The following is a 26477-nucleotide window of genomic DNA, read 5'->3' as shown; positions in this document are numbered from 1 at the left end:
AACGCAACGACCCGCTCCGTCATCGCCGCGCTGATCAGGGACGGCCGGGTCAGGAAGGTGTTCCCGGGACCGGCCACCTCTCCCGCGCCGCTGCCCGAGCACCTGCGTGGGTGGTGTTCGTGTCGTGCTGGGGGTCCGGCGGCGCATCCTGGGCGGCGTCCGCGGCCGCTCTGCGCCGGCGGGCGCGCGTGCCGTCGCGGCGGGCCAGCAGGTCGGCCAGCAGCTTGTCCCACTTCAGGCCGATCACGTCGGGGTCGTAGCCGCGGGCCGTCTCCAGCGCACGCGCGGCCAGGTCCCTGCGCAGCCCCTCGTCCTCGATGACGCGGATGATCGAAGACGCCAGGTTGGCGTTGGTACGCGGCTTGACCAGCAGCCCGTCCACCTCGTGCGTGATCATCTCCTTGGGGCCGTGCGGGCTGTTGAAGCTCACGATGGACAGCCCCTTGGCCATCGCCTCCAGGATGGTCATCGGGAATCCTTCGTGGCGTGAGCTGAGCACGTAGATCGACGCCTTCTCCAGCGCCGCCCCCACGTCGGAGGTGGGCCCCGGCAGTTCCACCGTCTCCTGCAGGCCCAGCTCCACGACCTGCTGTGCGAGGCTCTCCTCCTGCGGCCCGGCACCGTAGATGCGCAGCTTCCAGTCGGGGTGGGCCGCCGAGACGGTCTGCCAGGCGGTGATGAGCCTGTGGAAGCCCTTGATGCGGGTCATCCTGCCGACCGCCACGGCCACCTTGGCGTCGAGCTTGGCCTGCTCGCCCGTCATCGGGGGTACGGCGTTGGGGATGCGGACCAGCTTGCGCGGCTGCTTCGGCAACATTTCCCGGTAGTCGCGCAGGTCGGCCTTGGTCAGGGTGACCAGAGCGTCGAGGCGGCGGTACCGCCACTTGATCAGCTCCTGGATCGGCTCGGCCTGGGTGCGCAGAGCCACGTGCTCCTGCCCGATGGTGATGACGCCGGGCCTGGCTAACTGGGCCATCGCGAGGTTGAGCCCTGGGCGGGTGCCCATCAGCACGCCGGTGTCGAGCGAGCGGAGGTAGCGGGTGAGTGCGAGGTCCGTCCACAGGGAGAACCGGTGGTAGGCCGTCTCTCCCTTCGGGATGAGCTTGCTCGGCAGCTTGGACAACATCGCGCGCAACGGGTTGGCGCCGGGCTTGAGCCGGTCGTCCAGATAGCGGAACCTCACGCGCGGATCGATGGGAAAGAACGGGTGCTCGCTCTCCTTCAGGATGCTCACGATCTCGACGTCGTGCTCCTTGGCGAGGTGGCTCGCCAGGTTGAACACCGTCCTGATGGTTCCGCCCATCCCGTTGGCGTGCAGCAACAGGATGCGAACCTGCCGCGTCGTGGGTGGCGGGGCCTTCCTGCCCCTGCGCCGGTCGTACCCCCGATACAGCCTGACCACGGCCGACTTACCCTTACGAGCCAGTGCGCGCACCTGACGTAATCCCCTCTGGGCCGGAAGAACTGCGAACACACGTAGCCGGTGGCGCGGGTTTCCACCCTGCCACCGGCCTTTTCATCGCGTCGGCGGAGTGCACGTTGTTCATCCCCTGTGCGCTTTCCCCACCTATGATCTTTAGACGCCATATATATGGCTAAGGTTGCACGCGCGGCTTATGCCGGATGATCTCCCAGGTCTGACGCTGACCACGCTTCGGGATGCGCTCGCCCGCGATGCCGTCGCGGCCCTGCGGCCTCCGGTCGACGGGACAGCCGAGGCGCGGCTCCCTCGGCTGTCCGGTCATGGTGTCCGGCTCGGCGGGCGGGTGCCCCGGACCGCCCGCCGTCCGGCCAGGGTCACCCCTCGTCCGGAGCCTTTCTGGTCTCCTTCTTCGTCTCCTTGGCCTGCCTGCTCGTCTTGATGGCCTGCTTCTTCGACTTGCCGGTCTTGGCCGCGGGTTTCTTCTTCGTGTCAGCCATGGGAATCCCCCCGTGTACGGACGTGGTGCACCCCTATTAGTGCACCACGGGCGTTAATACCCAACTAACGAAGAAATCCGACATACCGCCTATCGGGTGGGACGGTCGCCCGACGGCTCCGACCACCACACGCCCTCGCCGTGCGTCAGGCCCGGCAACCGCTGCTCGGCCTCGTGCACCGCGGCCGCCGGGATCTGCCCCGCCAGCACCCACGTGTCGTCCTGCCTCCGGGTGTCGCGCAGCACGCCGCCCAGCACCGCCAGCTTCCCGGTGACCGCGCCGAACGACTCCAGCGGCACCTCCGCCTCGAAGCGGTGGCACGGCTCGTACACCGTGGTGCCCGCCAGGCGCAGCGCCTTCGACAACACGATCGGGGTGCGGCCGCGGAAGTCGGCCGCGACCGTCGTCGGCGCCGCGTAGCCGGTCCTCGTGAGCGTGACCGTGACATCGGTGACCGGCCAGCCGTGCGGGCCCGCGCGCAACGCCGAGCCCACACTCTCCTCGATGGCCCGATGGAACGCGGCGGGCAGCGACCCCGGATCGACCCCCATGATGTAGGTGAGGCCCGAGCCGGAAGCGGCCGGCTCGACGCGGAGGCCCACCGTGGCCATGAACGCGTTCGGGCCGTGACGCTGGATCTCCTCGACCGCTTCGGCGGTGCCCGCGGGACGTTCGAAGTAGACGGGGCGGCTGGGCTCGAAATCGGCCTCCACCCCGAAGTCCCTGGCCAGGGTCTCGCCGATGACCTCCTTCTGCACCTCCCCGTACAGCAGGACGGAGGTGTCGCCGCCGGCCAGCGTACGGGTGGCGATCAGCGGGTCCTGCTCGGCCAGCGCGAGGAGGGCGGCGTGCAGGCGCGACTCCTGGCCGGGCACGCGGGCGCGTACGACGGTCTCCAGGCCGGGCGGCGTGAAGTGTGCCTGCCCGGCGGGGCCCGGCGCGCCCAGGTGGTCGCCGACGCGGATCTCCGGCACGCCCCGCACCTTGACGATGTCGCCCGCCGCCGCCTGCCGCTGTCTCGGGGAGCCGATGACGGTGAGCGCGGTCAGGCGGCCGGCGTACTCGTGCCTGCCGCGGTGGAAGGACAGCTGCTCGCGGGCGCGCAGGACACCCGCGCGCATCCGCAGGTAGGCGACCTTCTCGCCGGAGCGGGTGCGCTCGATCGCGAACACGCTCGCCCGCACACCCTGCCGCCTGCCGCGCTCGGGGGAGCGGCGGGTGGCGGGCAGCAGGCCGATGCCGTCGAGCAGGTCACCGATGCCCTGCCCGGTCAGCGCGGAGCCGAACAGCACCGGATGGGCCACGCCGCCGGCGCACTGCCGCGCCAGCGCCGCGCGTACCTGCCGGTCGCCGGGCGTTCCGCCGTCCACGAGAAGCTGGAGCAGCCCGTCGTCCCGCTCGGCCAGCACCTCGGCCGCCTCCTCCATGGAGGCGAGGGGCCGCGTCGTGGCGGCCGGGCCGCCGACGTCGCGCACCGTGTTGAGCGCGACGCAGTACGGCGAGAGCCGCCGTCGGATGTCGGCCAGCAGTTCCCGTTCTCTCGCGCCGGACCGGTCGATCTTGTTGACGAAGATCAACGTGGGCAGGCGCACCTTGCGCAGGGACCTCATCAGGACCCGGGTGTGCGGCTGGACGCCCTCGACGGCCGACAACACCAGAACGGCGCCGTCGAGCACGCCGAGAGCTCGTTCGACCTCGGCCACGAAGTCGGCGTGGCCCGGCGTGTCCACCACATTGACCTGCAGGTCGTCCAGGGTGAAGGAGGCGACGGCCGTGCGGATGGTGATGCCGCGACGGCGTTCGATCGCGCCGGTGTCGGTCTGGGTGCTGCCGTCGTCGACGCTGCCGAGCCGGTCGATCACGCCGGTCTCGAACAGCAGCCGCTCAGTGAGGCTGGTCTTGCCCGCGTCTACGTGCGCGAGTATGCCGATGTTCAGGATGTGCATGTGTGGTGGAGCCCTCGAGAACTCTCGTGCCGATGGGGCGCTGGGAGATTCCGAGGCGGCGCCGCATCTTGTGCTCCTGATCGTCGGCGGGTACGTGCCCGCCCATGTTGCCACCGGGCACCGCGCCCGAGCCAGCCGTTTTCCGGCCGGGCCGCGCACCGGCCGGCAGGTCAGCGGCCGGTGGATCCGTCGATCTGCTCGCGCAGGATGTCGGCGTGGCCGGCGTGCCTGCCGGTCTCCTCGATCATGTGCACCAGGACCCATCGCATCGAGGGCGCCGGCCCGGGGCGGGTGGGCCGCGGGGCGGGAAGGTCCAGATCAGGGCAGGCGTCGATGGCCTGGTTCGCTCGCTCGACGGCCTTCCGGTAGCCGGCGAGCACGCCCTCCACGGTCTCCTCGGGCGACGGCCGCATGGTCGCGCGCCAGTCGCGGACGTCCTCGCCGAGGAAGTAGAACCGTTCGACGAACGTCAGATGCTTGAGCAGCCCGAGAAGATTGGTGCCCGAGGGCACTCCGGGGGTCCGTACCCGCGGTTCCGGCACCCCCGCGACCTTGTCCGCGATCGCGTTGCGCAGGTGGTCGAGAAAACCCCGCAGGGTGGCCTTCTCGCCGGAGCCGGTCCGCGGCGGCGTGGTGTCCTTCGCCCGTGTGCTGGAGCCTCTTGCCGGCATGGGTCACTCCGTTCCGCCGGCTCGCTGGACGAGCAGGATGTGGTCGATGACGGTGGCGCTCTCACCGGCCGGTCCGGTCGCCCGGCGGCTGGGCATGTCGGCGCGCAGGACGGGCCAGCGCGCGGGGTCGAGGGCGAGTTCCGCGGAGATCTCGGCGGGCGTGGGGTGGTGGGAGCCGGGATCCTGGTTCCACGACCAGGGCGCCGTGGAGCCGTGGTCGACGATCAGCAGCAGACCGCCGGGACGCAGGGCTTCCGCGGCGGTGCGCAGGACCCGGTTGCGCAGCAGGGGGAACGGGGTGTGGAAGTACTGGGCGGAGACGAGGTCGAACGCGCCGGCGGGGAAACTCCTGCCCAGATCGTGCTGTTCGGTGACGACCCGGTCCGCGACGCCGAGATCGCGGGCGCGTTCCCGCACCCGTCCGACGGCGGTGGCAGAGATGTCCACGGCGGTGACGTGCCAGCCCTGCCGGGCGAGCCAGATGGCGTCGCCACCGGCGCCGCACCCCAGGTCCAGGGCGGCGCCGGGGCGCAGCGGTGCGACGGTCTCGGCGAGCAGCGGGTTGACGCGCGCGTCCCAGGAGCGCCGGGCGCGGTAGTGGCGCTCCCAGAACAGCTCGGCGTCCTGCCCGGCGTCCTGCCCGGCGTCCTGTTCTGCCGTGCCCCGGCCGTCCCTGGCGCCGGTGGCGGGCGGTCGTTGTCGGGTGGAATCCATCAGAGATGCCCCTTCGCCGGCCGGCGTGCCGGGCGTGATCCGATACGCGCCCGCGACGCCGGCGATGTACCGGCAGCATCGCCGCCGCCGTTTCCTGCTTGCAAGAAAAGTTGCGGATCCGCATTATCGAACGATGGACAACCCTGTGGGAGACGTAATGGCGGGAGTCGGGCCGCGTCTGCGTGCCCTGCGCCGGGAGCGCGGCACCACGCTGGCGGAGCTGGCCGGCGAGACCGGCCTCACGGCGAGCACCCTGTCCCGTCTCGAGAACGGCAGGCTCCGCCCCACCCTGGAACAGCTGCTGCCGCTGGCCCGGGCGCACGGCGTGCCGCTCGACGACCTGGTCGCGGCCCCGCCCACCGGCGATCCGCGCATCCACCTGCGGCCGGTGCGGCGATCAGGGTTGGTGCTGGTGCCGCTGACCAGGCGGCCGGGCGGGATCCAGGCCTACAAGGTGATCTATCCCCCCGCCGGCCCGACGCCCACGATGAAGCTGCGGACCCACGAGGGATACGAGTGGTTCTACGTCCTCGACGGGCAGGTCAGGTTTGTGCTGGGCGAGCAGGAGTTCCTGCTCGGCGTCGGGGAGGCCGCGGAGTTCGACACCCGCATACCGCACTGCATCGGCAGCGCCGGCAGCCGGCCCGCGGAGCTGCTCACCCTGTTCGGGGCGCAGGGGGAGCGCGCCCATCTGGGACCGTCCAGGCACTGACCACCCCAGGGGGCGGCGGTCAGGGTGGTGCGGTGGTCACAGGAGGCGGAGCTGCTCGGGCTCGGCCGGCGCGGGTGGGCGGCGGGGTGGGACGCGGCGGGCCATGGCAGGGGTGGCGCGGCCGACGCCGTGGCGCTCGGCCAGCTCCTTGACCAGCCCGGTCACGCGCGCCTGGTAGGTCTTGGGCGCGTACGCACCTCTGCCGTAGAGCTCCAGGTAGCGCGGCACCAGCCGTGGGTGCTCGCGCGAGAGCCACCCCAGCCACCACTCGCGCGCCCCCGGCCGCAGGTGCAGCACGATGGGCGCGAGGTGGGTGGCGCCCGCCTCGGCGATCTCCTTGACCGTGCGCTCCAGCTGGGCGGGGGAGTCGGTGAGGTAGGGCAGGATCGGCGCCATCAGCACGCCGCAGGCGATGCCGTTGTCGTTGAGGGTGGCGCACGTCTCCAGCCGTCGCCGCGGGTGGGGCGTGCCCGCCTCGACCGCCCGCCACACGCCGGCGTCGACGAAGCCGACCGAGACGTCGGCGCTCACGTCGGTCACGCCGGCGGCCTCGGTCAGCAGGTCGAGGTCGCGCAGAATGAGCGTGCCCTTGGTGAGGACGGAGAACGGGTTGGCGGCGTCGCGCAGCGCGGCCAGGATGCCGCGCATCAACCGGTAGCGGCCCTCGGCGCGCTGGTAGCAGTCGACGTTGGTGCCCATCGCGATGTGGTGACCGCCCCAGCGGGGCGCGGCCAGCTCCTTGCGGGCCAGCTCGGCGGCGTTGACCTTGACCACGATCCTCGAGTCGAAGTCCGCTCCGGCATCCATGTCCAGATATTCGTGTGTCTTTCGGGCGAAGCAGTAGACGCAGCGATGGCTGCAGCCACGGTAGGGGTTGATCGTGTACTCGAACGGCACCCGGCTGGCCCCCGGCACCTTGTTGATGATCGACCGAGCCTGGATCTCGTAGAAGGTCATCCCCTTGAACTCGGGCGTGTCGAACGTGCGGGTGACCGCGCCGCGGGCGAACAGCGGCACGGCCGGATCGTCCTGGCCGGGCGCGGCCAGGCGCAGGTTGTCCCAGCGCATCCCATGATTAGAACAAGGATTCGAGCGTGATCGCAAATGAAAAGAGGCGGCAATTACCTGGTCGGGCGGGGGCTAATGATCTTCATGGTTGGGCAGAAACACGCCTGAAGAGCTTGCGTTCTGGAGGTGCGCCCATGGCCTGGTCGCAGGACGAGGAGCGGATGCTGGCGGAGATCGAGCAGCACCTCGTCGACGACGACCCGCGACTCGTGGCTCGGCTCGAGTCGTTCAACGAGCGGGTCCGTCGCAGCGAGGCGACGGCCCGGCGGCCACCGGGCGCCCCGCGCAGGCCGCGCCGCTCGACCGTGATCATCCTGATCAGCTGGCTGCTCATCGCGACCCTCATCGCCACCCTCCTGATCATGGTGCTCCGCCTCGACGCCGCCGCCGCGCTGGCTCTGACCACGGCCTTCTGACCCCCAGCCTGCACCCCGGCCTTCCGCTCGCCTCCCGGCCGCGCGTAGCCGGATCTGCGACGCGTCGAAGGGCGGCCCCGCCCGGACATGTGACACGCGCGCACCGCCGCGCACGGCTCGCCGTCCCGTCGCAGGTGATCGCGGGGCGTGGTGCTGCCGCCACCGGTGCGACGTCGGTCGTTCTCCTTGAGGCACTAAGCTTCCTTACTCCGATGAGGAAGTCACCGTTCGTGTCCCCGGAGGAGGGCGGGCTATGGCCGCGCAGGGCCCAAGCAGGCGTGACAGGGTCAGGCAGGCGACGCTGGCGGAGATCCGCGCGGTCGCGCGCAAGCTGCTGATCGAGCAGGGTCCGGCCGCTGTGACGATCAACGCCGTGGCCAGGGAGATGGGGATGAGCGGGCCGGCGCTCTACCACTACTTCACCGGGCACGACGAGCTGGTCGGCGCGGTGACCGCCGACTTCTTCCGCGAGCTCACGGCGGTGGTGGAGGCGGCGCGCGACTCCTGCCCGCCCGGCGAGCACGGCCGCCGGCTGCTTTCTGCGTGCCGGGCGATGCGCGGCTGGGCGGTCACGCATCAGGCGGAGTTCGGCTGGGTGTTCGCCAGCCCGATCACCGCCGGGAGGCGGCCCGACTCGCCGCGCGAGCTGGCCGGGCGCGACTTCGAGCAGGTCTTCCTCGAGGAGGTCGCCGAGCTGTGGAAGGCGCGCCCGTTCCCGGTGCCCGCGCCGGGGGAGCTGCATCCCTCCATCGCGGAGCAGTTGCGCGCGTACGCCGGCTCCTCCGGGGTGGACATGCCGGTGGAGGCCGTGCACGTCTTCCTGACGTGCTGGATCAGGCTGTACGGCCTGCTCTGCATGGAGGCGCTCAACCAGCTGAGCTTCGCCTACTCCGACCTGGAGCCGGTCTTCGAGGAATGCCTGCGGGAGATGGCCCCCAGGCTCGGCCTCGACTACGACGAGGCGACCGCGTCCCGGTGACGGTCTTTACGCCTGCTACTCGTGCGCGTATATTCGTAGACGAGTAGGAGGTGGGCGGATGGCGAAGCGGCGACGGGTCGGAAACCTGATGGCGCTCGCCGTGCTGACCGCGGTCGTCCAGCGGCCGATGCACCCCTACGAGATGGCCTCGGTCCTGCGGGCGCGCGGCAAGGACCAGGACATGCCGATCAAGTGGGGTTCCCTCTACACAGTGGTCCGCAACCTGGAGAAACACGGCCTGCTGGAGGTCGTGGAGAGCGGGCGGCAGGGCGCCAGGCCGGAGCGCACGGTCTATCGCGTCACCGACGCGGGCCGCCAGGAGGCCGACGACTGGACCCGCGAGCTGCTGTCGGTTCCCGAGCGGGAGCCGACGGCGTTCGAGGCCGGGCTGTCGGTGATGGGCGGTCTCGGTCCCGACGAGGTCGCGGCGCTGTTGCGGCAGCGGCTGGACGAGCTGCGACGCCGGATCGGCGACGACCGCGGCGCTCTGGAACATCAGAGCGGCGAGTTGCCCCGGCTCTTCCTCCTGGAGTCGGAGTACGCGCTGGCGATGCGGGAGGCCGAGGCCCGCTGGGTGAGCTCGCTGCTGGCGGAGTTCGGCGAAGGCGCGTTCCCCGGCCTGGAGGAGTGGCGCGCCTATCACCGTACGGGCCGGATGCCTCCTGACGTGGCGGACCTCGCCGAGAGGGGCCGCACCGACTGACCAACCCAGGCCCAGGAAAGGCCCGGCCGCACCAGCTGGCCCGGGCCGCCCTGCGAACCTCAGGTCCGCAGGGGAACCCGGCCGCGCCGAGCGATCCCCGGGCCTTTCCGGGAAATCCCGGGCCGCGCTGAGCGGGCGTCCGGCCGTACCACGAAAGACCGGCGGCGGTGTTGCAGCACCGCCGCCGGGAGACCTCGCACCGCAGACCCGCGAAGCGGACCCCGGCCACGAGATGGCACTCGCAACAATAGCCGGGCTCCCTTCACGGGCGGAAACCACCATGGGAGCCAAGCATGACGACCACCACCACCTCGGGCGACGTGACGTCGAAGGACGGCACCACGATCGGCTACCACCGGCTGGGCCAGGGCCCCGGCCTCGTCTTCCTGCACGGAACCATGCAGGTCGGCCGGAGCCAGATCGAGCTGGCCCAGGCGCTGTCGGACGACTTCACCTGCTACCTGCCCGACCGCCGGGGCCGCGGCGTGAGCGGCCCGTACGGCCCCGCCTACGCCGTCGAGCGGGAGGTGGAGGACCTCCACGCCCTGCTCGCGGCGACCGGTGCCCGCTACGCCGTCGGCATCAGCTCGGGAGCCATCATCGCGCTGCGCACCGCCCTCACCTCTGCGGCCCTCGACAAGATCGTGCTTTTCGAGCCCCCGCTGGACATCGCCGGCTCCAACCCGACGGACTGGCTGCCCCGCTTCGATCGCGAGATCGCCGCGGGTGACACCACGGCGGCGCTGGTCACCGGCATGCGGGCCACCCGCATGGGCCCGCCGATCTTCACGATGATGCCGCGCTTCCTGCTGGAATGGCTCACCGTCCTGGCGCAGAAGGGGCAGGAGAAGGCCGCGGCGAACGGGGAGCCGACATTCGACGAGCTCGCCCCGACGCTGCACTACGACGTCCAGGTGGTGGCCGAGACGGCCACGGCCGGCGATCCGGTGGCCTACCGGTCGGTGGACGCCGACGTGCTGCTGCTCGGCGGCTCCAGAAGCCCGGCCTACCTGCGTACGGCGCTCGACGCGCTGGAACGCGTGCTGCCGCGCGCCCGCCGGGTGGAGCTGGCGGGTCTCGGTCACAGCGCCACCTGCAACGCCGACCGGCGCGGGCGGCCGGAACGGGTGGCCGCCGAGATCCGGGACTTCCTCGCCTGAGCCCCGGCTCAGAGGCCCTTGAGGAAGGTGGCCGCCACCGGGGCGGCCACCGACCCGCCGCCGCCACCGCCCTCCACGACCACCGCGAACGCCACGTCGTCCTTGAACCCGATGAACCAGGCGTGGCTGTCGAGCTCCTCCCCGGTGCCGTATTCGGCGGTGCCGGTCTTGCCGTAGGTGCCGGCGGGCAGCCCGGCCGCCTTGGCGGTGCCCTTGGTCACCACGGCGGACATCATCGCGTGCAGGCCGTCCTTGACCCCTTCGGGCAGCTTCTGTTCCGAGGCCTTCTGCTCGAGCTCGGGCACCAGCGTCGGCGGCCGCCACGTGCCGTCGGCGATGGCGGCGGCCACCGAGGCCATCGACAGCGGGCTCGCGGTGATCCTGGCCTGCCCGAACGACTCCGCGGCCAGCTCGGCGTCGGACTCGGCCTTGGGGAAGCCGGCCTCCGTGGCCGGCACGCCGATGTTGAGCGGCTGGTTGAAGCCGACGGACTCGGCCGCCTCCAGCAGCTTGTCGGCGCCCAGCTCCCGCTGGGCCAGCGGCGCGAACGTCGTGTTGCACGAGTGGGCGAACGCGTCGAGGAACGACACCGACCCGAACTCCGCCTTGTCGGAGTTACGGATCTTCAGCCCGCCGACGGTGGCGTACTGCGGGCACGTCACCGTGTCCTCCTGCGACACCCCGGCCGCCAGCAGCCCGATCGCGGTGACCGCCTTGAAGGTCGAGCCGGGCGGGTAGCGGCCGTCCAGCGCCCGGTTGAAGCCGCCCTTGTTGTTGACCACGGACAGGATCTCGCCGGTCGACGCCTTGATCGCCACCATCGACGCGGGCTTCTCGATGTCCTTGACCGCGTCCACCGCGGCGGCCTGTACCTTCGGGTCGAGCGTCGTGCGCAAGGGCTCGCCGTCCTTGCCCTCGATGGTCTCCAGGGTCTTGCCACCGAGCATGATCTCCGTGGAGGGCGTGCCGGCCAGCTGCTTCTGGAACGTCCTCTGCAGCCCGTGGTGCCCGATGGTCTGCCCGGGTCTGTAGGCGGAGCCGAGCTTGGCGGCGTCTTTCTTGGAGGCCTTGTCGAGATAGCCGACGAGCTGCTGCACCGAACCGCCGACCGTGCCGGTGTCGATGCGCCCGCCCTCGGCGTCGGTGATCTCGGCGCGCTCGGGCCAGCGGGTCTTCACCTCGAACGACGCCCCTTCGGTCATCGACGGGTGCAGCGTCGTGGGCTTCCAGTCGACCTTCCAGGTGCGGTCGGCCACCTTGAGGTCGATCTCGCCCTCGTAGACCCAGGTGCCGATGTCCTTCAGCGTCAGGGTCGCGGTGTAGGGGGCGCTGGCCCGGTCGTCGCCCTCGGTGACCTGGCCCAGCCGGATCACGGTCGACTCCACCGCGAGCGCCTCGCGTTGCTGGTCGTACGCGCTGAACTGCTGCGGTGTGGCCAGTTCGGCCGCCATGGCGGCCTTGTCGCCCGCCTGCCACGCGGCGGCGAAGCGCTGCGCCGTCTCGGCGGGCGTGCCCCTGGTGTGCAGCACGTAGTAGGCGCCGCCGCCCGCGGCCCCCACCGCGAGCACGGCGGCGACGGACACGATCGCGATCGTACGACCCCGCGCCACTGATCAGCCCCCTCGTCATCGACGCCGGACGGCCCGGCTCATGGTGTGCCGTTGGCGGCGGCCTTGAGGCTCGACGCGTAGGCCGGCACGTATTCCTGCCCCGACAGCTGCTGGATGGCCGCCATGATCTCGTCGGTCACCCGGCGGCGGTCACGGGCCTTGGTGTGGTCGCCGTCGAAGCGCATGGGCGCCCCGATGGCGATGCCGATCCGCGCGGGCCTCGGCACCGACGTCCCGGGCGGCAGCACCTTCTCGGTGCCGCTGAGCGCCACGGGCAGCACGGGGGCGCCCGTCTTGAGCGTCAGCCAGGCCACGCCGACCTTGCCGCGGTAGAGGCGGCCGTCGGGGGAGCGGGTGCCCTCGGGATGGATGCCGAACAGCTCGCCGCGTCCCAGCAGCGCGGCGGCCTCGTCGAGCATGACCTGGGCGGCGTGCGCGCTCTCGCGGTCGATCGGCAGGCTCCCGCCCAGCCGCATGAAGAACCCGGAGACCGGGTTGCCGTCGAAGTACTCGTTCTTGGCGGTGAACGTCACGTGGCGCGGCAGCAGCGCGGGCAGCAGGAACGAGTCGAGCACCGACAGGTGGTTGGCGGCCAGGATCGCGGGCCCGCTCCTCGGCACGTGGGCCGCACCGGTGACATGCGGCCGGCACATGGCGTGTGCCAGTGGCGCGGCGGCGAACTTGACCACTTCGTACAGCAACGAGCACTCCTGCGATCATCGGGCGGTCGGCCAACCCACCATAAAGCAGGCGCCCCGCCGGTGGGCGGGACGCCTGGAAAAGCTGTTAAGGCCGATGTGGCGGTCGCCTCCTCGGCGAGATGCACAACACGGCTCCAGCCGAACGGTATTCCGTGAAGGCGGTAATTTGCGGCCCGGGGGACACAGACCACATCGGCCTTTCGATGCTAACGGACATCCGGCGACACGAATTCCATACGCCCCCAAGAATCGGTCACGTTCTCGTCCAATGTGGTTGCGCTACGTCGAAGACCCGCTGCTCACGGCCACGCAGCGCCACCTCCGCGAACTGCCACAAAATTGCCCCGGTCGGCGCGTGGATCACGATCGAGGGGCCGAGCGGCATCTGCAGCAGCTTCCCCTCCCAGCGCGGAACCCCCGGTGCGAGGAACCGCTCCAGCGGCACCGCGTGCACCGAGGCCACCTCGCGCGGGTCGGCCACCGGCTCCTGCCGGCCGCCGAACGCCACCACCGGCGTGATCACGAATCCGGAGTCGGTGACGAAGTCGTCGAGCAGCCCGGCCACCTCTACCCCGGTGACGCCGGTCTCCTCGGCCAGCTCGCGCAGCGCCGCGTCCACCGGCCGCTCGCCGTCGTCGAGCCGCCCGCCGGGCAGCGCCCACTGCCCTGGGTTGCGGCCGTGCGGCGCCCGCCTGATCAGGATCGTGTACGGGCGGCGCTCGGCGTCCTCCAGCACGCACACGGTGACGGCGGCCCTGCGCACCCCGCCGACCGGCGGCACCTGCCTGCGGTCGAAGGCGGCCAGGTGGGCGATGATCTGCTCGCGCAGCACGTCGATGGGCGACAGCACGCCACCAGGATCTCACGGCGCGTGTGACGCGCGCGGGACCATGACGACCTGGGCGCCGGCGGCGCGCGGCGTCAGGCGTACATGCTGCTCATGACCACGATGCCGAGCACGAAGCCCAGGATCATCCCCACCCCTGCGGCGACGGCGGCCCACTTGCCCAGCGGCTCGCCGCGCGTGTGGCCGACGATGCCGAGCACGATGCCGGCCAGGCCGAACAGGATTGGGACGAACAGCACGGCCACCGCGGCGCAGACGAACCCGATGATCGACAGCACCTGGGTGGGCCGCGGCTGATGGGGCGGTTGAGAGTAGGGCGGTGGCTGCGACCACGGGGCCGGAGGCTCGTCGCCGTGGGGCGGTTCGGAGGACGTCGTCACTGCGCTGGCTCCTCTCGGAGGCGTGAAACACATCACACCTCGCTACGGCGGCCCTGTCGAGCCGGTGAGCCGGATCGGCATTCCCGCGGCTTCAGCGGGTGGGGTGAGCTGGGGAGGCAGCGGACGCGCGTGCACGACGTCGAGCCGGGAGACGGCCCGGGTGAGGGCGACGTACAGGCGGTTCAGCCCGCGCGGCTCCGCCTCGGCGATGGCGGCGGGCTCGGCCACGATCACGTGGTCGTACTCCAGTCCCTTGGCCATGGCGGCGGGCAGCACGGTCAGCCGCTCGCCCGCGTCGAGGCCCTCGTCCCGCAGCGCCGACGCGAGCTCCTCCACGTCCGAGCCGGCCGCGATCACCCCGATCGAGCCCTCGAACGCCAGCGCCTCGCGCACCGCCGCCACCACGCCCCTGGCCGGCGTCGCCACCCGGGTCACCCGCAGCCGCCCGTCGGCGCGGTACGAGCGCGTCGCGGGCACCTCCGCGTCGAGCGCCGCGAGCAGCGTGTTGGCCAGGTCGACCACCGCCGCGGGCACCCTGAAGCCGGTGGTCAGGGCGACGATCCGGGCGTCCGGCTTGCCGAACAGCTCCATGCGCTCCCGCCACGAGGTGGCGGCCCACGGGGTGGTGCCCTGGGCGAGGTCGCCGAGCACGGTCAGCGAGCCGTGCTCGCTGCGCCTGGCCACCGCCCGGCACTCCATGGGCGACAGGTCCTGGGCCTCGTCCACGATGACGTGCCCGTAGCCGCGCGGGCGCTCGATGAGCGCGGCGAGCTCGTCGAGCAGCACCAGGTCGGCGGCCGACCACGTGGCGCTCCTGACGCTGCGGGGCCGGCCTGTTCCAGGTGATGGCGGCGCGCTCGGCGTCCGACAGCACGCCGGCGGCAGGGTCCGGGCCGGCGGCGGGGCCGCGCAGCAGCTCGTACAGGACCTCCACGGGCTTGGCGGCGGGCCAGAGCACGTCGAGCGACGAGGTGACGGCGCGGCCGATCCTGCGGAGCCAGGCCGCGTTCGGCGTCCGCCCGCGGGTCTCGGCCTGCCGCCGGATCGACTCGACCACCCTCGCGCGCACGCGTTCCCGCCCCACGGCGTACGGGAGCGACTCGCGCCGGGTGTCGTCGACGAAGCGGCGCAGTTCGTCCTCGTACACCCGCCACCGGTAGGAGCCGTCGGGCACCACGACCGGCTCGGCCGGCCTGCTGATCCGGCCGTACAGGGCCTTGCGCAGGACCTTCGCCATCCGGGCGTCATGCTTGACGGCGGCGGCCTGCTCGCTGTCGGTCGCGGTGACGGGCAGCGCGCCGAGCAGCCGCCCCAGCGTGGTCTGCTCGACGTCCACCTCGCCGAGCGCGGGCAGGACGGCGGAGATGTAGCCGAGGAAGGCCCGGTTGGGGCCGAGCACCAGCACGCCCGAGCGTTCGAGGCGCCGGCGGTGCGCGTACAGCAGGAAGGCGGCCCGGTGCAGCCCGACCGCGGTCTTGCCGGTGCCGGGGGCGCCCTGGACGCAGATCGAGGTGTCCAGGGCGGCGCGTACGAGGTCGTCCTGCTCGGGCTGGATGGTGGCGACGATGTCGCGCATGGGGCCCACGCGGGGGCGTTCGATCTCGGCGGCGAGGATCCTGCTCCCGCCTTCCTCGCCCTGTTCGAGGCGCTCGTCCTCGAAGCTCGTCAGGGTGGTGCCCGACCAGCCGAAGCGGCGGCGCACCGCGACGCCCTGGGGGTCGCGGGCGCCGGCCCGGTAGAAGGCCCTGGCGACGGGCGCGCGCCAGTCGATCACCACGGGCGGGCCGCCGTGCTCGCCGGTGATGTGGCGCCTGCCGATGTGGTAGGCGCGGCCGCGGTGCTCGGCCGAGCCCGCCCCGAAGTCGAGCCGGCCGAAGAAGGGCGGCCCGTCGGGCTCCTCGTCGAGCTCCTTGACCAGGCTCTTGAGGCGGCGTCCCAGCCGTTCCGCGCTGTAGCTGTTTCCGGTCACGGCCTCGCCGACGATCACGTTGTCGCGCGCGCCCTGCACCATCCTGCGCAGTCCGGCCCTGCACTCTTCGACGTACCGTCTCTCGTCGTCGAGCGTGCCCATCGCACCCCCAAAGTGTTAACTCGGTTAAGAGATTAACCAGGTTAACACTTTGGTAGGGTGTGCTCATGACGGGACTGCGAGAGCTTCAGCGGCAGCGGGTGCACGACGCCATCTCGACGGCGGCCATCGCGCTCTTCCTGGAGCGCGGCTTCGACGAGGTGCCCGTGACGGAGATCGCGGCGGCGGCCGGGGTGTCGAAGCCGACGCTGTTCAAATACTTCCCGACCAAGGAGGACCTCGCCCTCCACCGCATCGCCGACCACCGGGGGGAGTCGGCGCGCGTGGTGCGGCGGCGCGCGGAGGGCGAGGGGGCGGTGCGGGCGCTGCGCCGCCACTTCCTCGACGGGCTCGCCCGGCACGACCCCGTCACCGGGCTCAACGACGACCCCGAGGTGGTGGCCTACCACCGGATGGTGTTCTTCACGCCCAGCCTGGCGGCGCGGTTGTTGCAGCACATGGCGCAGGAAGAGCGGGCGCTCGCCGAGGCGCTGGCCGAGACGGCCGACGACCTCACCGCGGGCCTGCTCGCGGGGCAGGTGCTGGCCACGCAGCGGGTGCTGGCCCGGCGCACCTGGGAGCAGCTGGCCGGCGGCCGGCCGCTCGGGGAGGTCGAGCCCGAGGCGGTTCGCGCGGCCGAGCGGGCGTTCTCGCTGCTTCCCGCGCTGTGACCCGCGCGCGGGCTCACCCGGTCACGGCCGGCGGCGGGGCCGCCAGCCAGGTCTCGTGCAGGTGCAGCCAGTCCAGGCCCGCGCCGCGCCGGAACACCACCGTCGCCCGGCGCCCCTGCGCGTCCGGTGGCGGCGCGGGCCCGCCGGGAGCCGTCCCGTGCCATTCCTCGTAGGTCGCCACCACGAGATCGCCCGACCCGGCCACCACGCGGACGTCGCGGATGGTGATCCTGAGATCCGGCGCGCTGCCGTGGGAGCCCTCCACCCAGGCCACGACCTCCTTCCGCGCGATCGCCACCCCGTCGGGACCGACCAGGGTGAAGTCCGGTGCGAGCGCCCCGGCGAAGGGCGCGAAGTCCGCCCGGTCGGCCGCTCCGGTCAGCCACGCCTCGATCACCCGGTGCAGGCGGATCACCTCGCGCTCGGCGTCCGTCATGACAGACCCCTGGCGGCGATCCACTCGCGCAGCGGCGTGAGGGACATGCCCAGCCGCTCACCGGCGTCGTGGGCGGTGGCGAAGAAGCCGTCCGTGTCGCGGATCCACCGGTAGGTGCCGGCGACCCCGGCGGCCGTCGGCGCGCCCGCCATCCGCGCCAGGTCCGCCTCGAACGCGTCCACGTCCTGCTCCTCGTAGCGCACCTGAGCTCCGAACGCCGCCGCCAGCTCGTGCCCCGTCAGCGCCTGCGGCCCGCCCACGTCCAGCGTGAGCCCGTCCAGCCCGTCCCGCGTGAGCGCCGCGGCCGTCACCGCGCCCAGGTCGTCGTGCGTCAGCCACGGTACGGCGACCCGCGCGGGGACGGGGTAACGCAGCACGCCCGAACTCGCCAGCGGGCCGGACACCCAGGGCGCCAGCAGGTTGTCGGCGTACAGGGGCGGGCGCAGCACCACCACCGGAAGCCCGCTGCCCAGCAGGGTCGCGGCCGCGCTCGCGCGCGTGTCGAACGCGGCCACGCCCGTGTCGCGGCCGGGCAGCCGGTTGCCCGTGTTGAACACCAGCCGCCGCACCCCGCTGGCCCGGGCGCCGCCGATCACGTGGCGCACGTAGGCGGAGACCGTGGCGGGGTCGAACTCCATGGGCAGCGACACCGACGCGTGCGTCACCCCGTCGAACGCCTCCTTCACCCGCCCCGCGTCCCCGAGGTCGCCGGGGAAGGGTCGCACCCCTTCAGGGACGTTCGCGGTGCGGGAGAAGCCGCGGACCTCGTGCCCCGCCGCGACCAGCCGGCGGGCGACCGCGCCGCCTTGGGCGCCCGAGGCGCCGATCACCAGGAATCTCATGGGCTCCATCCTTCCGGCGTGCGGCAGTACGCTCTATAAAAGGACCTCTCACGATATTTAAGGATCGTCCGGTGGATGGTGACCTGCTGAGCGAACTGCTGGGACCGCTCCGCCTGCGCGGGGTGTTCCGCAGCCGCTGGACGGCCCGCGCGCCGTGGGGCGTGACGGGCGAGCGGGAAGACTGCGCCCTGCTGCACTACATCAGCGAAGGCACGTGCACGGTGGAGCTGCCGGGGGCCGAGCCGGTGCTGCTGGGCGCGGGGGAGCTGGCGGTCTTCCCGCACGGCGCGGGCCACCGGCTCGGCGACGCCAGCGGCGGCCCCGCCGTGCCGCTGGACAGCCTGCTCCCCGGGCGGGAGCCGGGCCTGGCGCGCAGGGTGTCGATCGACGGCCCTGGACCGCTGACCGCCGTGCTCTGCGGCGGGCTGCACTACGACGCCGCCGCCGCGGCCCCGCTCTACCGGGCGCTGCCGCAGATGCTCGTACTGGACCGCGCGGCGATCGACGGCGAGCCGCTGCTCGGCGACATGCTGGACCGGCTGTCCGGCGGCTGGGACGGCGGGGAGCCAGGGCTGGAGATCGTCGCGTTGCGCGCCTTCGAGCTGGCCTTCGTGCTCGCCCTGCGCGCGGCCCTCGCGAATTTGTCCGAGGGCGAGCCGATCCTGCGCGCCCTGCGGCATCCGGCCGTCGGGGCGGCGCTGCTGGCCGTGCAGACCAGGTTCGCCGAGCCCTGGACGGTGGAGTCGCTGGCCGAGGAGTCGGGACTGTCGCGCTCGGCGTTCGCCGCGGCCTTCCGTGAGCTCGTCGGCGAGGCGCCGATGCGGCACCTGACCGCCCGCAGGATGCAGGAGGCCGCGCGGCTCCTCGCCGAGAGCACCCTCCCGCACAGCCGGATCGCGCGGCGCGTCGGTTATCGGTCGGCGGTCGGCTTTCACCTGGCCTTCAAGCAATGGCATGGTTCGACGCCCGGCGAATATCGCAAGAACGCCGACGCCCCCGCAGGCGGGAAAAGGTGACCGGCTCGGTCAGGCGAGAGGGCGGGGGGCGGGCAGGCGGAGGCGGTCGACGGCGTCGCGGCGGGTCTTCTCCGGGCGGCGGTCGTAGCGGGCCGTCGTGGCGGGGGAGGAGTGGCCCACCAGAGCCTGGGCCGTCGCCAGGTCCACCCCGGCGTCCAGGAGCTCGCCGATGAACGTACGGCGGAAATCGTGCGCCGTACGCCGCGACGCGCCCGCCTCCCCGAACCGGCGGGCCAGGATGTCGGCGATGCCCTGCCCGGTCAGCCGCACCGGCCTGCCGTCGCGCCGCCGCAGGGTGCCGTACTTGCTGATCGGGCTGAACAGCGCCCCCGAGCTGGTCCCGCGGATCGCCAGCCACCGCTCGACGAGCCCGATCGCCTCCGCCGTCAGATAGACGAGGCGCTCCTTGTCGCGCTTGCCGCGCACCCGCAGGGACCGGGCGCCGGGGTCGTAGTCGGCCAGCGCCAGGCCCGAGAGCTCGGCCCGGCGGCAGCCGGTGGAGTAGAGGACGGCGATCAGCGCCGCGTCGCGCACCCCGGCCGGGGAGTCGTCGCAGGCCGACAGGGCCGCCCCGACCACTTCGGGCGGAACGTGGTGCCCGGTGGGCAGCCGGCTCTGGCGTACGGGGGCGAGGTCGGAGGCGCGGGCGAAGTCCTCGGCGCTGGTCTGGCCGAGCCGCCACGCCTCCTTCAGCACCCGCCGCAGCGCCACCAGGTGCTTGTTGACGTACGCCGCCGACCAGCCCTGGTCGGTGAGCATCGTGCGGATGCGGACGGTGTGCTCGTAGCGCAGCAGGTGCCACGGCTGGCCCGCGCCCGTGGCGCTCTCGTCGCCGGTGAGCAGCCGGGCCAGCCGGTCGAGGCAGCCGCGCATGGTGCGGCGCGACTCGGGGCTGGTGAGCGAGTCGAGATAGACGTGGTAGGGGTCGCGCGCCGGCTCGACCGGCAGCGCCGCGGCATCGGGCACGGCAGGCAGGCTCACCGGGCCGATCTTACGGCCCCGCCGTCCACGAGCCCATCCAGGCGCGGCCCGGCGCCGCGCCGGCGCCGGGCCGCCGTCCTGTCAGAAGGGGCCGGTGAGCTCGCCCAGCTTGTCGGTCAGCTGCAGGTTGGCCGCGTAGTCGACCGGGACCGCGATCACGGACACGACGTCGTCGGCCAGCGCCTTGCGCAGCGTGGGCAGCAGCTCGCCGGCGCTGGTCACGCGGTGGCCGCGGGCTCCGAAGCTCTCGGCGTACGTGACGAAGTCGGGGTTGCCGAACGCGACGTGGGAGTCGCGCCCCAGCTCCAGGTCCATCTTCCACTCGATCAGGCCGTAGGCGTCGTCCACCCACACCAGCACCACGAACGGGATCCGCTCGCGCACGGCGGTCTCCAACTCCTGGGAGTTCATCAGGAACGCCCCGTCCCCGGTCGCGGCCAGCACCTTGCGCTCAGGGTGGGCCAGCTTGGCCGCCAGCGCGCCCGGCACCGCGAAGCCCATGGACGACAGCCCGTTGGAGACCAGCATCGTGTTCGGCTCGTAGGTCGGGTACATGCGGGCCATCCACATCTTCACCGCGCCGGTGTCGGCCAGCACGATGTCGTCGCGGCCCATGGCCTCGCGGATGTCGGCGACGATCCTGCGCGGCGACAGCGGGAACGCGCCCTCGGCACGCCCCTGCGCCAGCTCCTCGCCGATCATGCGGCGGATCTTCTGGCCGGTGCCGTTCATCTCGAACCGCCGGTGCACGGCGTCGCCGAGCGCGTCCAGCGAGCGCGCGACGTCGCCGTGCACCCCTACCGCCACGGGGTAGTGGTCGTCCACCTCGGCGGGGAACCGGTGAATATGGATGATCTTCTTGTCGCGCAGCGGGTTGATCTTGACGGGGTCGAACTCCTGCAGCTCGTACCCGACGCTGATCAGCACGTCGGCCTCGTCGAAGCCGAAGTTCACGTAGTCGTGGCGCATGAACCCCACCGCCCCCAGCGCGTGCCAGTGGTCGTCGGGGAAGACGCCCTTGCCGTTGAACGTGGTGGCCACCGGCAGCCCGAGCCGTTCGGAGAAGCGCACCAGAGCCTGCGAGGCGCCCGCCCTGGTCGCGCCGTGGCCGGCCAGCACGATGGGCCGGCGGGCGCCGTCGAGCACCTCGGCGGCGCGGGCGATCTGCGCGGCCGAGGGATCCTGCGGGCGTACGACGTTCACCGGGAGCGGGGCCAGGCCGTCGGGGATCGGCGCCGACTCGACGTCCTCGGGGATCGCCAGGTAGACGGCGCCGGGCCGCTCGGTCTGCGCGGTCTTGAACGCCTTGCGGATCATCTCGGGCAGCGCCTGCGGCGACGGCACCAGCTCCGCCCACTTGGTGATCGGCCTGAACAGCGAGACCAGGTCGACCACCTGATGCGACTCCTTGTAGATGCGGTCGAGCCCCACCTGGGCGGTGATCGCCACCACCGGCGTGCTGTTGGTGGTGGCGTCGGCCACGCCGAGTTGCAGGTTGATCGCGCCAGGGCCGAGCGTGGCCGACGCCACGCCGGGCCTGCCGGTCAGCCTGCCGTAGATCTCCGCCATGAACGCCGCGCCCTGCTCGTGACGTACGAGGACGTAACGGATGGAGGAGTCGTGGAGCGCGTCGACGAAGTGGATGTTCTCCTCACCGGGGATGCCGAAGACGTATTCGACGCCCTCCGCCTCCAGTGCCTGCACGATCAGCTGGGCGGCGACGGCCTGCCGGGACATGGGAAACGCCTCTTTTCATGAAGACTGCGTTCCTCGACAGCACCGGGAGACCCCGGTTCATTCCAGCCTGGCCACCCCCTGGAGCAGCCGGTCGACGTCGGAGCGGTCGTTGTAGTGCACCAGGCCCGCGCGCACCGCGCCGCCCGACTCGCGGATGCCGAGTGCGCCGGTCAGCTCCCAGGCGTAGTTGTGGCCGTTCCACACGTTCACGCCGAGCCTGGCCAGGTGCTCGGCCACCTGGCGCGGGGTGTGGCCGGCCACGTTGAAGTAGGCGGTGGCGGTGCGCCTGGCGGGCTTGCCGTACACGGTGACGTGCGGCATCGTCTCCAGCCCTTCGACCAGCACCTGGAACAGGGCCAGCTCGTGCTCCTCCGCCGCGGCCATCGAGGCGAGCAGGCGCTCGCGGCGGTTCCCCGTGCCGGGGACCATGGAGGCCAGGTGGTCCACGGCCGCCGTGACCCCGTCCAGGTCGGCGAACGCGGCCGTGCCCGTCTCGAACCGCTCCGGCACGGTGTCGGCCGAGGAGGCCAGCTTGTCCGGCCTGATGGTCTCCAGCAGCGCCGGGTCCGCCACCACCGCGCCGATGTGCGGTCCCGACCACTTGTACGCGCTCGTGGCGTAGAAGTCGGCGCCCAGCGCCCGCATGTCCACCGGGCCGTGCGGGGTGGCGTGCACGCCGTCCACGTACGTCAGCGCGCCCGCCCGGTGCGCCAGCTCGGCGATCGCGGGCACGTCGGGGCGGGTGCCGAGGATGTTGCTCGCCGCCGTCACCGCCACGACCCTGGTGCGCTCGCCGATCAGGCTCTCGTACTGCTCGACCGGCAGTTCCCCGGTGACCGGGTCGACCTCGGCCCAGCGCACGGTGGCGCCGGTCTGGGTCCAGGGGCGCACGTTGGCGTCGTGGTCGAGCCTGGAGACCACGACCTCGTCGCCGGGGCCGGCGACGGCCCTGGCCAGGCGGTAGGTGAGCGTGGTCATGTTCGGGCCGAGGATGACGCCGTCCGGATGGCCGCCGACCAGGTCGGCCACGGCGGCGCGGCAGGCGGCGACGATGGCGTCGGAGCGGTGGCTGGCGGGGAAGGCGCCGCCGACGTTGCCGATCCCGGTCCGGTATGCGGTGGAGATGGCGTCGATCACCGATTGCGGCGTCTGCGTGCCGGCGGCTCCGTCAAGATAGGCGTAGCCGTCGGAGAGTGCGGGATAGGTGGCGCGTACCGTTTTGATAGGGAAAGGCATGGTATGTAGATGCTCAGCCTCGGAGACCTCAATCGTGCCGCGCGGACGCGTCAGCACCTTCTTGTGCTGTCATGCGAAGAACGCGGCGCCGTACGGGCCTGGCCGCCGGGCAGGGAGCTGAAGAGGTCTGCGGATCTCGCGGGAAGGGGGCTGGACGACGTGCCGAACGCGCCCTTGACGTGGGTGGCCGGACTGTCCGGGCGGAGGTTCGACGGATGCCCCAGCTGACCGCCCTGGACGCGCAGTTCCTGCACTTCGAGACGGCCACGAACATCGCCAACATCGCGGGCCTGGCCATCCTCGACGGCGACCTCCACCGCGCCGACCTGCAGGCCCTCCTCGAACAACGGCTCCCGTACGTGCCCGCGCTGCGCCGCAAGCTGGCCCCGGTGCCGCTGGGGCTCGACCACCCGTACTGGATGCAGGAGGACGATCTCGACCTCGACTACCACGTGCGCGAGATCGGCCTGCCGCCGCCCGGCGACGAGCGGCAACTCGCCGAGCAGGTCTCGCGGCTGCACGCCCGCCGGCTCGATCGGCGCCGGCCGCTGTGGGAGATCTATCTCATTCACGGGCTGGCGGGCGGCCGCATGGGCCTCTACACGAAGATCCATCACGCGGCCGTGGACGGGGTGGGCGGCGCCGACGTGCTGGCCGCGCTGCTCGACACCGGCCCCCGGCCCGCGCCGCCGCCCGAGGCCGAGCCCGAACGCGACGCCCCGCCTCCCGGGCAGGCGGAGATGCTGGCGCGCGGCGTGGCCAGGCTGGCCGGCAACCCCGCGCACGCCGTGCGGTTCGCGTCCATGGCCGTCCCCTACCTGGACGAGATCCCTGTCGTGTCCGCGCTCCCCGGCGCCCGGTTCGTCTCCGGGCTGGCCCGCAGGCTAGCCGGCGCCCGTCAGGTTCCCGACCTGCCGACGCTGCCCGTGCCCAGGACGCCCTTCAGCGGTCCCGTGTCGGAGCACCGGCGCTTCGCGTACGTGTCGCTGCCGCTGGACGAGCTGAAGCAGGTGCGCAAGGCGTTCGGCGTCACCGTCAACGACGTGGTCATGGCCGTGTGCGCGGGAGCGCTGCGCGGGTGGCTGGCCGCGCACGGGGGCGTCCCGAGCCAGCCGCTGGTGGCGGGGGTGCCGTTCTCGTTGCGGGACGCCGGGGCCGAGGGGCCCGGCAACCAGGTGACGATCATGACGGCTCCGCTGGCCGTGCACGTCGCCGACCCCGCCGACCGGCTGCAGCACGTGCGGCAGGCCATGCGGCGGCTCAAGGACCGGTTCTCGCCAGCGTCCGCGCGGTGGTTGCGCGAGTTCAGCGAGTCGATGCCCGCCGCTCTCATGGGCCTGGCCTCCCGCTCGGCGTTCGCCCTGCTCGGGCAGGCCGCCCCGCCGATCAACCTGATCGTCTCGAACGTGCCGGGACCCCAGTTCCCCCTGTACGTGTGCGGGGCCCGGCTGCTGCACCACTATCCGGTCTCCGTGATCTCGGACGTGAGCGGCGGCGTCAACATCACGGCCTTCTCCTACGACGGCTCGCTCGACATCGGCGTCGTCACCGACCGCGCGATGGTGCCCGACGCCTGGGAACTGGCCGGATACCTGCGGGACGCCCTGGCCGACCTGCGCGACGCGGAAGCCGACGTGCCCCGATGACGCCTGCGCTCCCCGGATGATCCTCGATCGCCCCGCTCGCGGCGGCCTGATCGCGCGACAATTCAGATGACCGGAATGTTCGGCAAGCACCGGGCCGGGTCGCCGCTATCCCGCCCGTGACGGTGCGGCGGCGGTGAAGGAGATCCACACGTCAGGGCGAACGTCGGGCCGGTTCGGGACGGGCCGGCGTTCCTCGGTCCACGCGTCGCCGGCGACGTCGGTGGCGACGCGCCGCCAGAACGCGACGGCCGCCGTGTTGGCGTCCTGGAAGGCGATCTCCCAGGGGCCGGGGTGCCGGGAGATCACCTCCCGTACGACGGTCATCCCGATCCCGGACCGCCGTGCGCCGCGTACCACGAAGAAGGCGTTCAGCACGCGGGCGGGGCCGGACAGCGCCCGCACGAAGGAGAAGCCGAGCGGCCGGTCGCCGCTGGTGAACAGGTAGGCCGCCCAGTCGTCGTCCTCGAGCGCCGAGCGCAGCCGTTCGCCGTGGTAGGTGGCGTCGGGGCTGGGCAGCCCGCCCTGGAACTCCGCCATGTCGTGGCGGAACATGAGCCAGAGGCGCTGGACGGCGGGGTGGTCGGCGGCGCTCACGGGCCGCACGGTTGCCTGAAGAATCGTCATACAAGCACTTTCCGGCCGGGAGCAACCTCCGGCCGGAAAGCTAAATCTAGCAGATCCCATCTCGGTCGGCGGCGGCATGAGAGGTGCGGCCGGAGCCGTGAGCGGCCGTCAGGCGCGCCCGTGCCGCGGCAGCAGCAGGCTGACCAGCGCGATGGCCAGGCCGAGCCCGGCCGCCATGAGGAAGACCAGGTCGTAGCCGGCGGCGAGGGCGTCCGCGGTGCCTTCGGAGCCCTCTGCCGCGGCTGTGGCGCCCGCGACCGTCGCCAGCACGGCCAGGCCCGCCGCGACCGTGGCGGAGCTCCCCGGCATCCTCAGGGCTCTGGTCGGCAACGTGGACGCGAAAGCCCGCCGCCCGCACGGCTCTGGCGCGCTCTGACGGCGCGCGTCCGACGGGCCGCCGCATGGTGGGGCGTGATCCGGCGGATGCGGGGGCGCCGGTGGCGCAGGCGCCTGCTTCTGAAGGTGGCCGGCTACGCCGGCCGGCGGACGGCGTAGCCGCCGATGGCGGGTTCGAGGAGGTCGAAGACGCGCCGCGCGGCCTCGGCCAGCGCCCCGGCGATCTCGTCGTCGTCCTGTCCGGCCAGGGTGCGGCGCTGCAGCTCGCGGAAGAGCAGCCGGTCGGCCGCCGCGAGCTGTGCCGCCACGGCCCGCGCGACGACCGTGTCCCCCTCGATGTCCCCCTCGATGTCCCCTTCGACGCCGGCGGCGGGCGTCCCGCCCTGGGATTCTCCGGCGGTCTCCTCGCCACCGTGGACGGCCGCCCTGGCCGCGGTGTCGTACGACGTCCTGGCGGCTTCCGGGGTGCCGGCCGTGGCGGACTCGTCGAGGGCCGCCGCGTGCGTCTCCGCGGCGAGCGCGCCGGCGAGGGCCTCTTCACGCTGGTCGTGCAGGTCGCGCAGCCGGGTCACCAGAGTCGGGCTGCCGGCGACCATCCGGGCGAAGTCGCGTCCGGTGAAGCCGATGACCGGGTCACGCTGTTCCAGCGCGTGCGCATATGCTCGACGTACCGCGCCCAGCGCCGACTCCCCAGGTGGGCGCCGGGCGACCGCCTCCGCCAGGCCCGCCACGAACGCCTCGTGGTGGTCCAGGGCCAGATCCTCTTTACGGGGGAAGTAATTGGTGACGGTCATCTTGGCCACTCTGGCGGCGCCGGCGATGTCGGCGATCGTCGTGCGGTCGAAGCCACGTTGCAGGAACAGTTGGGTAGCGTGGTCGGAGATGGCCCGCCTGGTCTCGCGCTTCTTCTGTTCCCTCAATCCCAAGGTGTCGATGCTCATAGCCGCAGTCTCTCACGGATTTTTAGGTGCGACCTATATTTAGGCTTGCTTCAAGAGGAGTATGTACCTAATGTTAGGCGTGACCTAAGTTTAGGTTGCCGTCCATCCTACCCAAC

General features: G+C 72.3%; 29 protein-coding genes. 10 read left to right on the top strand and 19 right to left on the bottom strand.

What is annotated here, in order from left to right; all coding sequences use genetic code 11:
* Positions 1–49: 49 nt before the first annotated feature.
* The 5 genes from ABGB14_RS16560 to ABGB14_RS16540 form a co-directional block, all read right to left on the bottom strand.
* Positions 50–1402 carry a glycosyltransferase family 4 protein gene (locus tag ABGB14_RS16560; protein WP_347644541.1) on the bottom strand — a complete coding sequence of 451 codons (1353 nt, stop codon included), beginning with the start codon at positions 1400–1402 and terminating at the stop codon, positions 50–52.
* 395 nt (positions 1403–1797) lie between these two features.
* Complete coding sequence (locus ABGB14_RS16555; RefSeq protein WP_281284160.1) at positions 1798–1920, bottom strand: hypothetical protein; 123 nt, start codon at positions 1918–1920, stop codon at positions 1798–1800.
* Positions 1921–2009: 89 nt separating this feature from the next.
* Positions 2010–3866: a GTP-binding protein gene (locus ABGB14_RS16550; RefSeq protein ID WP_347644540.1), complete on the bottom strand. Its 1857-nt coding sequence runs from the start codon at positions 3864–3866 to the stop codon at positions 2010–2012.
* Between the two features lie 170 nt (positions 3867–4036).
* The gene (locus tag ABGB14_RS16545; protein WP_347644539.1) at positions 4037–4537 is read right to left on the bottom strand and encodes a DinB family protein; all 501 of its coding nucleotides are present in this window, start codon (positions 4535–4537) and stop codon (positions 4037–4039) included.
* Positions 4538–4540: 3 nt separating this feature from the next.
* Positions 4541–5251 carry a class I SAM-dependent methyltransferase gene (locus ABGB14_RS16540; protein WP_347644538.1) on the bottom strand — a complete coding sequence of 237 codons (711 nt, stop codon included), beginning with the start codon at positions 5249–5251 and terminating at the stop codon, positions 4541–4543.
* 133 nt (positions 5252–5384) lie between these two features.
* On the opposite strand from ABGB14_RS16540, the gene ABGB14_RS16535 reads away from it, so the two are divergent.
* Positions 5385–5963, top strand: a complete 579-nt coding sequence (locus ABGB14_RS16535; protein ID WP_347644537.1) for an XRE family transcriptional regulator — start codon at positions 5385–5387, stop codon at positions 5961–5963.
* A gap of 36 nt (positions 5964–5999) precedes the next feature.
* On the opposite strand, the gene ABGB14_RS16530 is transcribed toward ABGB14_RS16535, so the two are convergent.
* Positions 6000–7031 (bottom strand): Rv2578c family radical SAM protein, encoded by a 1032-nt coding sequence (locus tag ABGB14_RS16530; RefSeq protein WP_347644536.1) that lies wholly within the window; start codon positions 7029–7031, stop codon positions 6000–6002.
* A 134-nt stretch (positions 7032–7165) separates the two neighbouring features.
* On the opposite strand from ABGB14_RS16530, the gene ABGB14_RS16525 reads away from it, so the two are divergent.
* The 4 genes from ABGB14_RS16525 to ABGB14_RS16510 all read left to right on the top strand — a co-directional run bounded on the left by ABGB14_RS16525 (position 7166) and on the right by ABGB14_RS16510 (position 10289).
* Entirely contained in the window at positions 7166–7447 is a 282-nt protein-coding gene (locus tag ABGB14_RS16525) for a DUF3040 domain-containing protein (RefSeq protein WP_347644535.1), read from the top strand.
* A 253-nt stretch (positions 7448–7700) separates the two neighbouring features.
* Positions 7701–8426: a TetR/AcrR family transcriptional regulator gene (locus tag ABGB14_RS16520; protein ID WP_347644534.1), complete on the top strand. Its 726-nt coding sequence runs from the start codon at positions 7701–7703 to the stop codon at positions 8424–8426.
* Positions 8427–8484: 58 nt separating this feature from the next.
* Complete coding sequence (locus ABGB14_RS16515; protein WP_347644533.1) at positions 8485–9129, top strand: PadR family transcriptional regulator; 645 nt, start codon at positions 8485–8487, stop codon at positions 9127–9129.
* A 293-nt stretch (positions 9130–9422) separates the two neighbouring features.
* Positions 9423–10289, top strand: a complete 867-nt coding sequence (locus ABGB14_RS16510) for an alpha/beta hydrolase (RefSeq protein ID WP_347644532.1) — start codon at positions 9423–9425, stop codon at positions 10287–10289.
* 8 nt (positions 10290–10297) lie between these two features.
* Here the strand turns inward: ABGB14_RS16510 and ABGB14_RS16505 are convergent, their stop codons facing one another.
* The 5 genes from ABGB14_RS16505 to ABGB14_RS16485 all read right to left on the bottom strand — a co-directional run bounded on the left by ABGB14_RS16505 (position 10298) and on the right by ABGB14_RS16485 (position 14613).
* The gene (locus tag ABGB14_RS16505; protein ID WP_347644531.1) at positions 10298–11872 is read right to left on the bottom strand and encodes a penicillin-binding transpeptidase domain-containing protein; all 1575 of its coding nucleotides are present in this window, start codon (positions 11870–11872) and stop codon (positions 10298–10300) included.
* Positions 11873–11937: 65 nt separating this feature from the next.
* Positions 11938–12600 (bottom strand): lysophospholipid acyltransferase family protein, encoded by a 663-nt coding sequence (locus tag ABGB14_RS16500; RefSeq protein ID WP_347644530.1) that lies wholly within the window; start codon positions 12598–12600, stop codon positions 11938–11940.
* A 253-nt stretch (positions 12601–12853) separates the two neighbouring features.
* Positions 12854–13450, bottom strand: a complete 597-nt coding sequence (locus ABGB14_RS16495) for a CoA pyrophosphatase (RefSeq protein WP_347644529.1) — start codon at positions 13448–13450, stop codon at positions 12854–12856.
* Between the two features lie 71 nt (positions 13451–13521).
* Positions 13522–13827 carry a hypothetical protein gene (locus ABGB14_RS16490; protein WP_347644528.1) on the bottom strand — a complete coding sequence of 102 codons (306 nt, stop codon included), beginning with the start codon at positions 13825–13827 and terminating at the stop codon, positions 13522–13524.
* A 42-nt stretch (positions 13828–13869) separates the two neighbouring features.
* Positions 13870–14613 carry an ATP-binding domain-containing protein gene (locus ABGB14_RS16485; RefSeq protein ID WP_347644527.1) on the bottom strand — a complete coding sequence of 248 codons (744 nt, stop codon included), beginning with the start codon at positions 14611–14613 and terminating at the stop codon, positions 13870–13872.
* A 59-nt stretch (positions 14614–14672) separates the two neighbouring features.
* Between ABGB14_RS16485 and ABGB14_RS16480 the strand changes: the two genes are divergently transcribed.
* The 3 genes from ABGB14_RS16480 to ABGB14_RS16470 all read left to right on the top strand — a co-directional run bounded on the left by ABGB14_RS16480 (position 14673) and on the right by ABGB14_RS16470 (position 16566).
* The gene (locus ABGB14_RS16480; RefSeq protein WP_347644526.1) at positions 14673–14987 is read left to right on the top strand and encodes a hypothetical protein; all 315 of its coding nucleotides are present in this window, start codon (positions 14673–14675) and stop codon (positions 14985–14987) included.
* A gap of 86 nt (positions 14988–15073) precedes the next feature.
* Positions 15074–15934 (top strand): hypothetical protein, encoded by an 861-nt coding sequence (locus ABGB14_RS16475; protein WP_347644525.1) that lies wholly within the window; start codon positions 15074–15076, stop codon positions 15932–15934.
* A 29-nt stretch (positions 15935–15963) separates the two neighbouring features.
* Positions 15964–16566 carry a TetR family transcriptional regulator gene (locus tag ABGB14_RS16470; protein ID WP_347644524.1) on the top strand — a complete coding sequence of 201 codons (603 nt, stop codon included), beginning with the start codon at positions 15964–15966 and terminating at the stop codon, positions 16564–16566.
* 13 nt (positions 16567–16579) lie between these two features.
* Here ABGB14_RS16470 and ABGB14_RS16465 read toward each other — a convergent pair whose 3' ends face one another.
* Together ABGB14_RS16465 and ABGB14_RS16460 are read right to left on the bottom strand one after the other, a co-directional pair.
* A complete protein-coding gene (locus ABGB14_RS16465) occupies positions 16580–17002 on the bottom strand; it encodes a nuclear transport factor 2 family protein (protein ID WP_347644523.1) in 423 nt (140 codons plus the stop codon).
* Entirely contained in the window at positions 16999–17844 is an 846-nt protein-coding gene (locus ABGB14_RS16460) for an NmrA family NAD(P)-binding protein (RefSeq protein WP_347644522.1), read from the bottom strand. The genes ABGB14_RS16465 and ABGB14_RS16460 overlap by 4 nt, the downstream gene beginning before the upstream one ends.
* 71 nt (positions 17845–17915) lie before the next feature.
* On the opposite strand from ABGB14_RS16460, the gene ABGB14_RS16455 reads away from it, so the two are divergent.
* On the top strand, positions 17916–18860 hold the full coding sequence (locus tag ABGB14_RS16455) for an AraC family transcriptional regulator (protein WP_347644521.1): 945 nt from the start codon (positions 17916–17918) through the stop codon (positions 18858–18860).
* A 9-nt stretch (positions 18861–18869) separates the two neighbouring features.
* Here the strand turns inward: ABGB14_RS16455 and ABGB14_RS16450 are convergent, their stop codons facing one another.
* The 3 genes from ABGB14_RS16450 to ABGB14_RS16440 form a co-directional block, all read right to left on the bottom strand.
* A complete protein-coding gene (locus tag ABGB14_RS16450; RefSeq protein WP_347644520.1) occupies positions 18870–19841 on the bottom strand; it encodes a tyrosine-type recombinase/integrase in 972 nt (323 codons plus the stop codon).
* Between the two features lie 81 nt (positions 19842–19922).
* On the bottom strand, positions 19923–21578 hold the full coding sequence (locus tag ABGB14_RS16445) for an acetolactate synthase large subunit (protein WP_347644519.1): 1656 nt from the start codon (positions 21576–21578) through the stop codon (positions 19923–19925).
* Positions 21579–21635: 57 nt separating this feature from the next.
* Positions 21636–22814 carry a cysteine desulfurase-like protein gene (locus ABGB14_RS16440; RefSeq protein WP_347644518.1) on the bottom strand — a complete coding sequence of 393 codons (1179 nt, stop codon included), beginning with the start codon at positions 22812–22814 and terminating at the stop codon, positions 21636–21638.
* Positions 22815–23029: 215 nt separating this feature from the next.
* On the opposite strand from ABGB14_RS16440, the gene ABGB14_RS16435 reads away from it, so the two are divergent.
* A complete protein-coding gene (locus ABGB14_RS16435) occupies positions 23030–24460 on the top strand; it encodes a wax ester/triacylglycerol synthase family O-acyltransferase (RefSeq protein WP_347644517.1) in 1431 nt (476 codons plus the stop codon).
* A 105-nt stretch (positions 24461–24565) separates the two neighbouring features.
* Here the strand turns inward: ABGB14_RS16435 and ABGB14_RS16430 are convergent, their stop codons facing one another.
* From ABGB14_RS16430 to ABGB14_RS16420, 3 genes are all read right to left on the bottom strand, one after another.
* Entirely contained in the window at positions 24566–25084 is a 519-nt protein-coding gene (locus ABGB14_RS16430; RefSeq protein ID WP_347644516.1) for a GNAT family N-acetyltransferase, read from the bottom strand.
* A 108-nt stretch (positions 25085–25192) separates the two neighbouring features.
* Complete coding sequence (locus tag ABGB14_RS16425; protein ID WP_347644515.1) at positions 25193–25393, bottom strand: hypothetical protein; 201 nt, start codon at positions 25391–25393, stop codon at positions 25193–25195.
* Between the two features lie 161 nt (positions 25394–25554).
* On the bottom strand, positions 25555–26361 hold the full coding sequence (locus ABGB14_RS16420) for a TetR family transcriptional regulator (RefSeq protein WP_347644514.1): 807 nt from the start codon (positions 26359–26361) through the stop codon (positions 25555–25557).
* Between the last annotated feature and the right edge of the window lie 116 nt (positions 26362–26477).

The organism is Nonomuraea sp. B10E15 (assembly GCF_039871615.1).
GTDB lineage: Bacteria > Actinomycetota > Actinomycetes > Streptosporangiales > Streptosporangiaceae > Nonomuraea.
Note: the sequence above shows the minus strand (reverse complement) of the source record. Positions and strands in the feature narration are given on the sequence as shown.